The following is a 12673-nucleotide window of genomic DNA, read 5'->3' on the forward strand; positions in this document are numbered from 1 at the left end:
TTAGTTTCCTCCTGTCACTTGTTTCAATTGGTCGAGCACGTTCTCGTAATTGGAAAACTTGGTACCGTAATCGATTTGTGGACGACCGATGACGATCGTTTCGATCCCCATTTCGAGGGCCGCCTCCACTTTTTCATCAAAAGCGCCTACCTTGCCGCTCTCTTTGGTAATCATCAGCGTCACGCCGTAATGGTCGTAGAGAGCCTTGTTCAGTTCTTTGGAAAATGGCCCTTGCATCGCTACGATGTTTTTCTGCTCGAGGCCCAGCTCTTCGCATTTTTGCATGTTGTCGATGCGTGGTAGCATTCTTGCAACCAGCGTCGTATCAGACAGACCCAGTAAACGGTCTGTAAATATTTTCAACGTCTTACTCCCTGTCGTCAGCATGATCACACCGCGCTTGTCTGCTGCCAATTCAGCCGCCTGTACATAGTCTTCTACCACGATCAGCTTTTCGCTGCCGGGTGCGGAGAGACTCTCCCGCTCGTAGCGGATGTAGGGGACTTCTGCTGCCTTTGCTGCTGCCATCGCATTTTTCGAAGCTTCCTCTGCGAACGGATGACTCGCATCCACCACAGCCTGCACCCCTTTTGCGGCAATCAGCTTTTGAATATCTTCAGCGGTCAAGCGACCTACCTGGACAGGAACTCCTGCTTCCTCCATGCTTTTGGCGGCGTTGTCAGTTACTACCGTCGTGAGCAGATCATAGCCCGCTTGTTGAATCAGCAATGCCAGCTCACGTGCATCGCTCGTTCCAGCCAATACAAGAATCATGTGGCGTCCCTCCTACTTCGTTACGGGGTCGTGTTTGTGATCATGTTTGTGATCGTGGTCATGATCGTGATCATGGTGATGATCGTGGTCGTGGTGGTGCCCATGATGATGGTGGTGATGCCCGTGCTCATCATCGTGGTGGTGATGGTGATGATCGATGTGCTCCATCGCTGCCAGCCTATACTGACAGGTGTCGCAATTCAGCTTGACCTCGCCATGCAGCGCTTCCTCCACCCGATCCTTGAGCACTTCTTTCAGCAGCGGATGGAATCCGAAATACTCGGCCATCGTGAACTGCGCTTCTGGATATTTCGAGCGGAACTGCTCCAGCTGATCGCTCATCCGTTTGATCAGGATCCCAGTAAACAAGAAGTAAGGCAGAACGACTACATGGCGAGCACCGAGCTTCAGGCAGCGCTCGATTCCCTCGTCATACAACGGATAAGTAACACCCATGAAAGCTGTTTCTACCCACTTCGCCTTGTAGCGCTCCCAGAACAGTCGCGACATTTTGTAAATATCGCTATTGGCATCCGCATCACTACTTCCCCGTCCGATCACGAGTACAGCCAGATCCTCATGTTCTTCGCCGGAAGCAAAACCAGCCTCGTTCATGCGCGTCGTCAGGATGTTGATGACTTCATCGTGGATACCGATCGGGCGTCCGTAGATGAATTGAACGTGAGGATGCAGCTCCTTCGCCTCGTCAATCGCAGCAGGAATGTGGATTTTCGCATGACCCGCCGAGAACAGAATGATTGGGATGACCGCCACACGGGTCGCTCCGCGTTTTACGCATGTATTCAGTCCTTGCAGCATGTCAGGACGTTCGAATTCCAAAAAACAAGTCTCTAAGATCGGAACGTCCAGTTCTGGTGCGAGTGAATTCACAAACTGCCTAATCTCTTCATTGCCCTCTGGATCTTTGCTTCCGTGGCCGACAAATAGTACCGCGTCCATGTAATCTCCTCCTGATTTTTCTTTTTGTATGTGCGAAAAGGTCAGCGCAACCGCCGTCCCCTTTTCTTTGCTTTTACAATCAATTTGAACCTAGTCTCCGCAAGCAGCGTTTTCGATTTCTGCTTTCGCCGGTTCACGCCATGCGTAGCCTTCCAGCTCACCTACACGCTGAAAATATTTGTGGAACCGTTCATTCGGGAAAGCTTCCTGTTTGAATCGCGTCACAATGCGTTCGACCAGGGATACGATCTCTTCCTTCGGGATACCTTCTGCGACAGGAATGCCTGAATGTGCATTTCGCCCAACAGTTTTGGCACCCAAGAACAAGTCGAACTTGCCTTTGCGGAACACAATTCCGATGTCTTCCTTGACCGCCCCGTAACAAGCCATGCCGCAGCCGTTAAAACCGATTTTCAGCTCTTTGGGCATTTCTTTGCCGCCTAACTTTTGATGCAGTTCTTCAGCGAACGGAATACCGTCCTTTTTCTCGCCATCGCAAAAATCGCATGCCTTGACCTGTAGGACATCTCCAATCGGGCTCAAAATCAATCCCAGCTGACGCAACCGCGCTGTGATGCTGTCCGGACTGGCCGTCGGAACGCGCAAGATGATTTGGTGGTGCGGCGTGTATTCGAGCTCGCCTTTTTCGCCCGCCACTTCGGCGAGAGCCATCATCTGTTGCGGTGTAATCTTTTTATTTGCTACACCAGGGCTGACCGCGCATTCGAAGATCATTTCCGGTGTAAACGACGACACTGGGCGAATCCCACTGTTGGAAGCTGGTTGGGTCACAATCCCTTTGGCTTCATTGACAGCAGTAAGTGCTTGCATCGCCCAGTCGAGCGGATTTTGCACCGTTTGTGTGGCAGGTGGTGCTTCCAATACTGCCGTCGCTGTTGCGGTTGCAGTTGCAGTTGCAGTTGCTCCAGAGTCGGTATTTTCTATCAGGGGTGTAGCCAGTGTAACGGAACCGCCCTGCGCTTCTTTTCTGTCAGATGGAGCCGAAGAAATCGAGCTGCGTGCTGTTTGATCTTCTTCTCCTGCAGCCTCCAGCGACCACGGCTCATTCTCCACTCGCAAACGCTGATGTGGCTTCAGTGGCTGTTCATCTGCTGAAAGAGTGTACTTACGTTGGTAGCCGCGCGGCGTAATCATTTTGCCATCGTAGACGAATGTGGATGTGTTTCCGATGATCACGGTCGTCAGCATTCCGATATCGTGCTCCAGCATTTGTGCCAGCGTGGTGACCACGACATGCTCCCGCTCACGGAACGCGCTTTTTACAATCCCGACCGGCGTATCCGGCGAGCGATACTGCAGTAAAATACGCTGTGCCTCTACAATCTGGCGAGTACGTCGGCCACTGCGTGGGTTGTATAGGGCGATGACGAAGTCCGCCATCCCTGCCGCATCGATCCGTCGTGCGATCAGCTCCCACGGAGTCAAGTGGTCACTCAGACTGATCGTGCAGGCATCATGCATGATTGGCGCACCCAGAATGGCGCCACAGGAGTTGATCGCAGAAATCCCTGGTACGATCTCGATGGGAACGCCGGTCGCCTCTGTCCACCCCTTTTCTACCAATACCTCGTAGACAAGACCTGCCATGCCGTACACGCCAGCATCGCCACTAGAGATGACGGCTACTTTCTTGCCTTCCACTTCAGCCTGGCGAACCGCTTCCCGCGCACGAGCCACCTCTTCGGTCATTCCGGTACTGACCACTTCCTGATCAGTCAACAGCTCACGGATCAAATCCACATAAGTCGAGTAGCCAATGATGACATCACTCTCTTGGATGGCTTCCCTTGCCCGTTTGGTGATGTGCTCAAAACTCCCTGGGCCAAACCCGATCACAAACAACTTGCCGCTCATACGGCCCCTCCTCTCCACTGACGAGCTCATCCTCGCCAGTGATCCCTTTTTCTTACAGACATTCTGTGTACCTTGGCACCTTATCCAACCATGACTGCAATCGCCAAACAAACGATGAGACATAGCAAGGAAACCAGGTACATCAAACGAACGGTTGATTGAATATCACCTGCATGCAGCGGTCGGTGCGAATCGCCCATTCTGGCGCGATCTGATGGTATTCCTTGATAAAAGTTAAGTCCGCCGAGCTGTACACCTAGCGCTCCTGCGACCCCCGCTTCCGGCAAGCCACTATTGGGACTCGGATGCAGATGTGCGTCACGGCGAATGATCGTCCAGCATTGCTCCCAGTCCAACTGCTGCAGCTTGCTGGCGATGACTAGCAAGAGCGCGGTAAAGCGGGCTGGAATGTAGTTCAGGACGTCGTCAAAGCGAGCTGATGCCCAACCAAGATTTTTGTATTTCTCATTTTTGTAGCCCACCATCGAATCCAGCGTATTCGCAGCCCGATAGGCCATCGCCAACGGCGCTCCGCCGATAGCCGCATAGATCAGCGGCGAAACAATCGCGTCCACGATGTTTTCTGCCACCGTCTCTACTGCTCCCCGGCAAATTTCCGATTCATCCAAATGCTCGGTGTCACGACCGACTACCATGGAGAGGGAGCGCCTCGCCTGTGTCCAATCGCCAGCCACCAAGTGCTTGGCGATCGTAAGTCCTGCGTCTGCCAAGCCTTTGGTAGCAATCGTTGTGGAGATCAACCAGGCACTCAGCACCCACGCGAGCACCGGGTGGATCGATGCTGCCGCCCATACGATCAACCAGACCACCATATAGCTGCCTGACACGATCAACAGGGGAAATAACAGTCCAGCTATTTTCAAATGCTCTTCCTTTTTGACCAGTGCGCGGATGACACCTTCCAGCCGCGATATCCACCATCCGATGATGACCACCGGATGAGTCAAACCACGCGGATCACCCACCACTCGATCAATCAGGTAAGCAGCTCCTACTATCAAAGCCTCGTTCATCATGATCCTCTCTCGTTCGTAAGAGATTGCTTCACCCAACGCTGCCCATCCCATTCCACGAGAAGAGCCTCGCTGTGCTTCAAGCCTTCCATCTGCCAATAGCGGCTCGGTTCTCGCTCCAGCCACGCTGCCTGGAACCAACGAATGACACCGCCGTGTGTGACGAACACCTTTGTATCTGACTCATCAGCGCTCGTCTCAGCGAATACGCCATGCAGCCAATGATCGACTCGCTCACCCAGCTGACGCAGGCTTTCACCGTTCGGGGGAGCGTGCGTGAACGGATCATCATACCAACGTGTGGCGCGCTCTCCGGCATGCTCCATCAATTGTTCATAGGTAAGCAGCTCCCAATCGCCAAAGGACAGCTCGCGCAAAGCAGGTACGACAGTCAATGGCACATTCCACGCTTCAGCGAGCGGCTGGGCAGTCTGCACGCACCTGCGCAAGTCGCTCGAATAGAGCTGAACTGGCTCGAATCCGACACACACCAAGCGTTTTGCCAGTTCTTTTGCTTCGTTTCGTCCTTGCTCGTTCAGGGAGACATCGCTGTGTCCCAAGTACCGCTTTTGCCGATTCATCTCTGTCTCGCCATGGCGTACCCAGAGCCATCTCATCCCCACCAGCTCCCTACCAGGACGAGTAGCATGACCGCTTCGCTGCTCTCGATGACGGCACCGTAGCAGTCTCCATTTAGTCCGCCCAGCTTGCCTGCCACTGCACGGGAAAACCATAAGGCAAATAGCATCGACACCAAAATCGCCGTCACAGCTGCCCATCCTCCGAGAAGCCAACCCACAACAATCAGAACGACATACCCCAACCAAATGGAAACGAGGGACAGTCCTTCACTGATGCCTTTTCCAATGCCTTTTTCAGCAGATATGTACGGCCAAAAGCGGATGGATAACAGCACATGAGTACGAGCAGCAAACGGAACGAGCAACAGCAGCATCCACTCAGGCCGAGTTAGTTCCACCAGGGCAGCGGTCTTGAGCAACAGCAACAAGATCGCTGCCAATACGCCCATCGCTCCTACGCGGCTGTCTTTCATGATTGCCAAGACTTGCTCACGTGGCCGACTGCTACCCAGACCGTCCGCCAAATCCATCCAGCCGTCCAGGTGAAGTCCACCTGTGATGTACACCCAGATGACGAGCGTCAAGACAGCAGCCAACAACGGGCTAAACAGATAAAGCGCCGCTTGATGTACCCCGCATAGCACCAAGCCGATTACGATTCCAACAGCTGGATAGCAGTTGACGCTTTTTTTCCACGCCGTCTCGGATGGTTTCAGCCACGGAACCGGAATTCTTGTAAAAAAGGCAATCGCATGCCACAGCGCACTCATCCTTTTATCCTCCACGGAATCCCGGACAAGACAGCGTACACGGTATCGGCCTGCTTTGCCGTCAATTGATTGACGTCCCCTAACACATCGGCGAACCAGCGTCCCAGTCGGTTCATTGCTACACCGCCAAGACCGACCTCGCTAGTGACCGCGATGACGGTTTGACTGTGCCCTGCATCTGCAATGGCAGACAACCATTCCTGTGCATCGCGCAATACATCGTGTGTAATGGCTTCACTTCTCCACTCTTGCTCCGGTACACTTATTAGCCGATTGCTCACCCACGTCGACAGGCAATCGACGAGAACGACCTCATGGCTGGCACAGGCGGTGAGCGAATCACTCAGGCGACCACCACTCAGTAGTCCACCTACCTGGACACATCCCCAGCTCGCCGGTCGACGCGCTTGATGTTGCTCGATTCTCACCGTCATTTCTTCATCCCAGGCTTCCCCGGTCGCTACATAGATCACAGATTCACTCGTCTTTTCTGCCAGCTCCTCCGCAAAACGGCTTTTGCCGGAGCGCACTCCTCCCGTCACCAGGATGAGACTCATCGCGCCCACCTCCCGTCGCACCAAACCTCGCGTAGAGCAGTCACCAATCGTTCGTTTTCCTCTCGACCGCGTACCGCAATCCGCACATCATGAGCAGTCAAACCGGGATACATGGCACAGCTGCGGATCAGGATTCCTTTTTTGCCGAGCATTTCCTGTAATTGCTCAGCAGTCTTGTCTTCCGGTGAGCGTAACAGTAGAAAGTTCGCTTCTCCAGCCCAGACCTTCCATCCTAGCTCATCGCGAATGAATCCGGTGAGGTAGGCTCTCTCCTCCGCGATCAACGCACGTGTCCTTTTCTCGTACGCGAGCTCCCCGAGGCACAGCTCACCTGCCCGCAGCGCCAATGCATTGACACTCCAGCTCACTTGCTTTTCGCGCATACGCCCGATCACATCTGGATGAGCGATGGCGTAGCCGAGACGCAGACCGGGAATCGCGTACATCTTGGTCATCGAACGCAAGAGAATGACGCGAGGAAAGTGCTCCAGCTGATCAGCCAGCGTATACTGCCGTTCCTCCTCTACAAAGTCGAGAAAGGCTTCATCGACCACCAGCCAAGTCTTCGTCTGCTCTGCCCAGTCCGCCAGCTTCAGCAGATCATCAGGTTGGTACAGAATGCCTGTTGGATTGTTCGGTGAACCGACGAAGATCAGATCGGTTTCTTCAAACAGCCGGTACAGCTCGCTCATGCCTGGCTTGTAGCCGTTTTCTTCCACGCCATAACAGCCGACGACTCGCGCGCCAAACTGCTGGGCGAGCTGCGTGTATTCGGAAAAGCATGGGTAAACCACTCCGACTGTTTTGGGCTCAAGACCGAGAATCGCCAATGCCATCGCTTCCGCTGCTCCATTTGCTGGTAGCAACCACGATTCAGGCAAGTTCAGACGCACTGCCAATGCCTGGCGAAAAACGCGGTGACCTGGGTCTGGGTACTTCGCGATATCCGCAATCGAGGCAAACAGCATCTGCTTGACACTCTCGGGGATTCCAAGCGGATTAATATTGGCGCTGTAATCAAGAAAGTCGCCCGGCTCTACGTTGAATCGCTGCGAAGCAGTCAGCAGATCTCCTCCATGCCCGAACGTTTCCAGCACGCCCATTAGAATTCAACTCCCAGCACGGCAGGAATTCCTTCCTCATAGTAGTGCTTGATCGGCTTCATTTCCGTCACCAGATCGGCCATGTCGATGATCTCCTGTTGGGCACTGCGTCCTGTAATCACAAGATGGATATGGCTCGGTCTGTTCTTGATCGTATCCATCACATCAGCGAGTGGCAGAACATCATCAATGGGAAAACGATCGATGGCCAGTGCGTTGTTCAGTTCATCGAAAATCACCACATCGTATCCGCCATGGAGGAGCTGCTCCTTTGCATAGCTCCACGCTTCCTGCAATGCCACGCGATGTTCTTCGGGCGTCTTGGTCCATGTAAAGCCAATCCCCTTTTGAACGATCTCAATCCCGATTTTGTCAAAAACGATCTTCTCTCCGTAGGTTCGCTCCGGTGATTTGATGAACTGCACCATCAATACCTTTTTGCCGCGTCCGGTTGCGCGTACCGCCAGTCCGAGTGCCGCAGTCGTTTTCCCCTTGCCGTCTCCTGTATAGACCAATAGCAAGCCTCGTTTTGCGTCTTGTTTATTCATTGGGAATCCTCCAAAAATTAATGTGACACTCTCATTCGATTCAAACGAAAAAACGCTTTGTTCTCCCCCGTACAAGAAAGGAAAACAAAGCGCGGATGCCAAGCAGCAACTATCCTCACCTCTTCCTTTGACCCGAAGGAAATCAGTGCACACACAAAAACAGGCAGGTCTCCTGGCTCGAGGATCATCGCTCATCTTCTCCTTCCCGCTCCCAATTGGGCAGTGGATGGCTAACGCCGTGAAGAAGAGCTCCTCTCTTACAGTGGCGGGACCGCGTTGGCATTTCACCAAACTTCCCTTTTAACCTTGATCCTGCAAACGGATTTCGCAGAAACAAGGACCTGTTTGTACTAATGTATTCAGCTGTCGTTCACTTCTATGACAAGCACTTATTTTAATAATAGCAAATGCTAGTCGGGATTCAAGCAAAAGCTGGGAAAAACGTGTTTGCTGATAAAGAATGAGCCGTACTCTTAAAATCAAATTCACCGTAACCATACCCTATAAAGGAAAAATAATAAAAGAAGGACAGTTCAGGTTCTTCTCAAGTTCGGTGGACAAAACGCAAAAAGTAGAGCAAGTTCGCACGATTCGCAGGGGGAACTACTATGTCACCACAGGTTACTTTACGCCGAAAATACATGGCAAGTACACGGCATACTTTTTTAATGCCATGCAAGATGACAAAACGAAAGAAGAGTGGGAGGGTCTAGGTTTCTATAAATTCGAAGTAAAAGAAAACCCCAACATCGCGGTCTCCCTCTCTCCCAACACCGCTTATATGAAAGCTGGAGAGGAAATCTACCTGTCTGTCACTTATTTAAGTCCGGAATTGCCCACTCAACACATCGCATGGAATGAGAAAAAGACGGGTTGCCCGCAAGCTTTTATAGGCTTGGAGCGGCGCCCAGCAAAACAAATTGCAGAAAATTAAATATAATTACAGTTTACTAAAAACTCTTTTTCCGCTACGATAATTCCTAAAGTCATCCAATTCTATCAAACTATCAAACTTACCCAAAGGAGGTGAATGATATGAACTATCCCCCAATCCCAGTAAAACACGATGACCGAACAGCTTTCACTCCTCCTGTAATCGAATGCGGCGAAGCGATGGTCGCTCTCTCTACGCTTTCTCCCAGGATCTCGGTCTATCCCGCCTACTATCATCTCGGCTATGCAGGTACTCAGACAGAAGCCTTCCTACGAAAAGGCGTCGCACATAGACTCGCTTCTGCCGCTGAACAACTTCCTGCTGGCTACCAGCTAGTCGTTCTCGATGGCTGGCGTTCCTATGAAGTCCAAGCTTCTCTGTATGAAGGCTTCCGACAATCCTTGATTGCACAAGGCTTGACAGATGAAGAGGCCATCATCCACGAGCTCAGCAAATTCGTTGCCAAACCTACGATGGATATCGAAAAACCTTCCCCTCACCTCTCTGGTGGAGCCGTCGACCTGACCATTGCAGGACCAGACGGATGGCTGGAAATGGGAACTGACTTCGATGATTTTACCGAACTGGCAATGACTCGTCACTTCGAAGAACTCCCTGAACCTACTGAAAAGGAACTCGTGATTCGCAACAACCGTCGACTTCTCTATCACATCATGGTCGACGCCGGGTTCACCAATTATTCCAATGAATGGTGGCATTACGAGTACGGTACTCGCTCCTGGGCGCGCCAAACGGATCAGCAGCCCATCTACGGTGGAATTTTGGAAATCCATGAAAAATGTGTTGAATAACGTCAATATTTGCAATATATTAAAAATTAATTAAATATATTATAGTACTTGGGGGTCGAACTCATTGAAGCGTCGATGGTCATCTCTCTTCACTTCTTCCCTGCTCGTCCTCTCCCTGATGGTTTCCGCGTGTAGCAGCGCGCCAGCAAACCAATCCCAGGGCGAGAACAAGCCTGCGGAAAACAAACCTGCCGAAGCAGCGAAGCCAGCATCTTCAACAACGCCTGCTGACACGCTCTTCGTAGGGATCACCGCCGATCAAGGCACACTGGATCCAGCTGTCACCTTTGACAACGGCGCTTGGAAAATCACGTATCCTACCTACCAGCGCCTGGTTGAATACGATGGTGGCACCACCGAAGTGAAGCCTGGTCTGGCAAAAGAATGGAAAGTGAGTGAAGACGGTCTCACCTGGACTTTCACACTCGCGGAAGGCAACAAATTCTCGGACGGCACGCCTGTCACCGCTGAAGCCGTCAAATTCACCTTTGACCGTACTCTCAAAATCAAAAAAGGTCCTGCTGACGTCTACAGTGTGATTAAAGAAGTAAAAGTAGACTCCCCGACCAGCGTCACTTTCGTTCTCTCGAAAAACTTCCCACCGTTCCTCTCCACCTTGGCAGCCAACTATGGCGGTATCGTAAATCCGAAGGTAATGGAAAAGGAGCAAAGCGGTGATCTCGGCCAAAACTTCCTCGCGAACAACACCATGGGCAGCGGCCCTTATCAGCTCACCGAATGGAGAAAAGGTGAATACATCAAGCTGACTCTCAACCCAAACTCCACTGTCAAACCTGCACTCCAAAACATCTTCTTCAAAATCATCCCAGATGCTACTGCACAACGCTTGCAGCTCGAACAAGGCGAGATCGACATCGCCGAAGGTGTTCCAAACGAACAGCTCAAAGCACTCAAAGAACTACCAACCGTCGATGTCCTGCAAAAGCCTAGCCTGTTTGTCGATTACATCTACGTGAACTCCACCAAAGGCAATCCGGCTCTGCAAAATCCGAAAGTACGCCAAGCTCTGAGCTACGCGATCGATTACGATGCCCTGACTGAATCCGTACAAGAAGGCTACGCTACACAAATGCGCGGTCCAATTCCAAAAGGACTGTGGGGATATGACGAATCCGCTCCCCAATACAAACGCGATGTAGAAAAGGCCAAAGCATTGCTGGCTGAAGCAGGTGCTTCCAACCTGACGATCGATCTCTTGTACTCCGACAACAAAGCTTGGTGGGAAACAGAAGCATTGGCCTTGCAAGCTTTCTTCTCTGACATCGGCGTGAAGCTGAATCTGAAGAAAATCGCCTATGCCACTTCCCGCGAACTCATCGACAAAGGCGAATTCGATCTCGCCATGGGTGTATGGAGCCCTGATTTCGGTGATCCGTACATGTTCATGAACTACTGGTTCGATTCCGTCAACTTCGGCCTCGCCGGAAACCGTGCTTTCTACAAAAATGACAAGGTGGACGAGCTGGTACGCAAAGCTGCTTCCATCAACGACAAGGCAGAGCGTGAAAAACTGTACAAGGAAGCTCAATTGATCACCATCGACGAAGCTCCTTACCTCTATCTGTACCAAAAAGATTTCTTGCTCCCTGTCAGCAAGTCCGTAAAAGGCTTTGTTTACAACCCAATGCTAGAGGGGATTTACAACCTCGCAGAAATGTCCAAATAGAGCCGTTTGAAGGAGTGTTTTCCTCATGAGACAAATCATCACCAAACGCCTGTCCATGCTCGTGCTGGTACTCCTGGGTGTGACGCTCATCACGTTTTTCCTCTCACACGTCATCCCCGGTGACCCTGCTCGAATGATGGTAGGCCAACGCGCCAGTGAGGAAACGCTGCAGGAAGTCCGCCGTCAATTGGGCCTAGACCAACCGGTCTGGGTCCAATATTTTACTTACATGCAAGGACTTCTCGCAGGTGACTTTGGCAACTCGATCCGCACACAGCAACCTGTTGTCGACGATCTGATCAAATTTTTCCCCGCTACGCTGGAACTTGCCTTGACCGCTTTTATCATCGCGATCGTCATCGGCATTCCGATCGGTATCTTGTCCGCCGTTAAAAAAGATACAGGCTGGGATCACGCCGGACGCTTCTTTTCCATCGCCGGTATTTCTACCCCCGTGTTTTGGAGCGGTCTGATCGGCATTTTAGTCTTTTACAAGTTTTTCGATCTGCTGCCCTCTAGCGGTCGAATGGATTTGACTGTTACTCCTCCTCCTACCATCACTGGATTGTATCTATTCGATAGTCTAGTAACAGGAAATTGGGCTGCATTTGGCAACAGCTTATGGCATCTCGCCTTGCCTGCTTGCACGCTAGCTTTTGCTCAGCTCGCTATCGTTACCCGTCAGGTACGCGCCAGCATGCTGGAAGTACTCGGCCAAGAATATATTCGGACGGCTCTCGCCAACGGTATTCATGGGCCTGTCCTGCTTTTCCGCTACGCCTTGCGCAATGCGCTGATTCCTACCATTACCGTCGTCGGTCTCTCCTTTGGTTCTCTTCTGGGCGGAGCCGTCGTGACGGAGACGATCTTCAGCTGGCCCGGTATGGGTAAATACGTCGTCGAATCGATTGCTTTCCTCGACTTCCCTGCGATCATGGGCTTTACGTTTGTCATTTCGTTCGGGTACGTGATCATCAACCTGCTGGTCGACCTCACCTATTACGCACTCGATCCACAAATCAAGGAATAGAAAGGGGA

Annotated in this window: 13 protein-coding genes and 1 riboswitch; of the genes, 4 read left to right on the forward strand and 9 right to left on the reverse strand. The window is 51.9% G+C overall.

The genetic code is table 11. The annotated features are described in order from the left end of the window. From cobK to cobO, 9 genes are all read right to left on the reverse strand, one after another. Positions 1–774 carry a precorrin-6A reductase gene (gene cobK / locus AN963_RS25010; RefSeq protein ID WP_055747232.1) on the reverse strand — a complete coding sequence of 258 codons (774 nt, stop codon included), beginning with the start codon at positions 772–774 and terminating at the stop codon, positions 1–3. 12 nt (positions 775–786) lie between these two features. Then, on the reverse strand, positions 787–1734 hold the full coding sequence (locus tag AN963_RS25015) for a sirohydrochlorin chelatase (RefSeq protein WP_055747233.1): 948 nt from the start codon (positions 1732–1734) through the stop codon (positions 787–789). A 90-nt stretch (positions 1735–1824) separates the two neighbouring features. Further along, on the reverse strand, positions 1825–3609 hold the full coding sequence (gene cobJ / locus AN963_RS25020; RefSeq protein WP_055747234.1) for a precorrin-3B C(17)-methyltransferase: 1785 nt from the start codon (positions 3607–3609) through the stop codon (positions 1825–1827). Positions 3610–3689: 80 nt separating this feature from the next. Beyond that, positions 3690–4643 (reverse strand): adenosylcobinamide-phosphate synthase CbiB, encoded by a 954-nt coding sequence (cbiB, locus tag AN963_RS25025; protein WP_055747235.1) that lies wholly within the window; start codon positions 4641–4643, stop codon positions 3690–3692. Further along, on the reverse strand, positions 4643–5260 hold the full coding sequence (locus tag AN963_RS25030) for a histidine phosphatase family protein (RefSeq protein WP_055747236.1): 618 nt from the start codon (positions 5258–5260) through the stop codon (positions 4643–4645). Before AN963_RS25030 ends, cbiB begins: the two co-directional genes overlap by 1 nt. Further along, on the reverse strand, positions 5257–5994 hold the full coding sequence (cobS, locus tag AN963_RS25035; protein WP_055747237.1) for an adenosylcobinamide-GDP ribazoletransferase: 738 nt from the start codon (positions 5992–5994) through the stop codon (positions 5257–5259). The genes AN963_RS25030 and cobS overlap by 4 nt, the downstream gene beginning before the upstream one ends. Next, on the reverse strand, positions 5991–6551 hold the full coding sequence (cobU, locus tag AN963_RS25040; RefSeq protein ID WP_055747238.1) for a bifunctional adenosylcobinamide kinase/adenosylcobinamide-phosphate guanylyltransferase: 561 nt from the start codon (positions 6549–6551) through the stop codon (positions 5991–5993). The genes cobS and cobU overlap by 4 nt, the downstream gene beginning before the upstream one ends. Continuing rightward, positions 6548–7654, reverse strand: a complete 1107-nt coding sequence (gene cobD, locus AN963_RS25045) for a threonine-phosphate decarboxylase CobD (RefSeq protein ID WP_055747239.1) — start codon at positions 7652–7654, stop codon at positions 6548–6550. The genes cobU and cobD overlap by 4 nt, the downstream gene beginning before the upstream one ends. Further along, the gene (gene cobO, locus AN963_RS25050) at positions 7654–8202 is read right to left on the reverse strand and encodes a cob(I)yrinic acid a,c-diamide adenosyltransferase (RefSeq protein WP_055747240.1); all 549 of its coding nucleotides are present in this window, start codon (positions 8200–8202) and stop codon (positions 7654–7656) included. The genes cobD and cobO overlap by 1 nt, the downstream gene beginning before the upstream one ends. Positions 8203–8347: 145 nt before the next feature. Then, a riboswitch (cobalamin riboswitch) is annotated at positions 8348–8562 on the reverse strand. 193 nt (positions 8563–8755) lie between these two features. On the opposite strand from cobO, the gene AN963_RS25055 reads away from it, so the two are divergent. The 4 genes from AN963_RS25055 to AN963_RS25070 all read left to right on the forward strand — a co-directional run bounded on the left by AN963_RS25055 (position 8756) and on the right by AN963_RS25070 (position 12665). Then, positions 8756–9136, forward strand: a complete 381-nt coding sequence (locus tag AN963_RS25055) for a hypothetical protein (RefSeq protein WP_055747241.1) — start codon at positions 8756–8758, stop codon at positions 9134–9136. A 101-nt stretch (positions 9137–9237) separates the two neighbouring features. Further along, positions 9238–9948, forward strand: coding sequence for a M15 family metallopeptidase (locus tag AN963_RS25060; protein WP_055747242.1), 711 nt, complete (start codon positions 9238–9240; stop codon positions 9946–9948). Between the two features lie 64 nt (positions 9949–10012). Further along, positions 10013–11635: an ABC transporter substrate-binding protein gene (locus AN963_RS25065; RefSeq protein ID WP_055747243.1), complete on the forward strand. Its 1623-nt coding sequence runs from the start codon at positions 10013–10015 to the stop codon at positions 11633–11635. Between the two features lie 25 nt (positions 11636–11660). Beyond that, on the forward strand, positions 11661–12665 hold the full coding sequence (locus tag AN963_RS25070; RefSeq protein WP_055747244.1) for an ABC transporter permease: 1005 nt from the start codon (positions 11661–11663) through the stop codon (positions 12663–12665). The last annotated feature ends 8 nt before the right edge of the window (positions 12666–12673 follow it).

Origin of the sequence: Brevibacillus choshinensis, assembly GCF_001420695.1 — a bacterium.
GTDB lineage: Bacteria > Bacillota > Bacilli > Brevibacillales > Brevibacillaceae > Brevibacillus > Brevibacillus choshinensis.

Excerpts from the sequence above, each read along its gene's own strand:
- cobS (WP_055747237.1), bottom strand. The coding sequence starts at position 5,994 with ATGAGTGCGCTGTGGCATGCGATTGCCTTTTTTACAAGAATTCCGGTT.
- AN963_RS25015 (WP_055747233.1), bottom strand. The coding sequence starts at position 1,734 with ATGGACGCGGTACTATTTGTCGGCCACGGAAGCAAAGATCCAGAGGGC.
- cobK (WP_055747232.1), bottom strand. The coding sequence starts at position 774 with ATGATTCTTGTATTGGCTGGAACGAGCGATGCACGTGAGCTGGCATTG.
- AN963_RS25060 (WP_055747242.1), top strand. The coding sequence starts at position 9,238 with ATGAACTATCCCCCAATCCCAGTAAAACACGATGACCGAACAGCTTTC.
- AN963_RS25070 (WP_055747244.1), top strand. The coding sequence starts at position 11,661 with ATGAGACAAATCATCACCAAACGCCTGTCCATGCTCGTGCTGGTACTC.
- cobO (WP_055747240.1), bottom strand. The coding sequence starts at position 8,202 with ATGAATAAACAAGACGCAAAACGAGGCTTGCTATTGGTCTATACAGGA.
- cobU (WP_055747238.1), bottom strand. The coding sequence starts at position 6,551 with ATGAGTCTCATCCTGGTGACGGGAGGAGTGCGCTCCGGCAAAAGCCGT.
- AN963_RS25030 (WP_055747236.1), bottom strand. The coding sequence starts at position 5,260 with ATGAGATGGCTCTGGGTACGCCATGGCGAGACAGAGATGAATCGGCAA.
- cbiB (WP_055747235.1), bottom strand. The coding sequence starts at position 4,643 with ATGAACGAGGCTTTGATAGTAGGAGCTGCTTACCTGATTGATCGAGTG.
- cobD (WP_055747239.1), bottom strand. The coding sequence starts at position 7,654 with ATGGGCGTGCTGGAAACGTTCGGGCATGGAGGAGATCTGCTGACTGCT.
- cobJ (WP_055747234.1), bottom strand. The coding sequence starts at position 3,609 with ATGAGCGGCAAGTTGTTTGTGATCGGGTTTGGCCCAGGGAGTTTTGAG.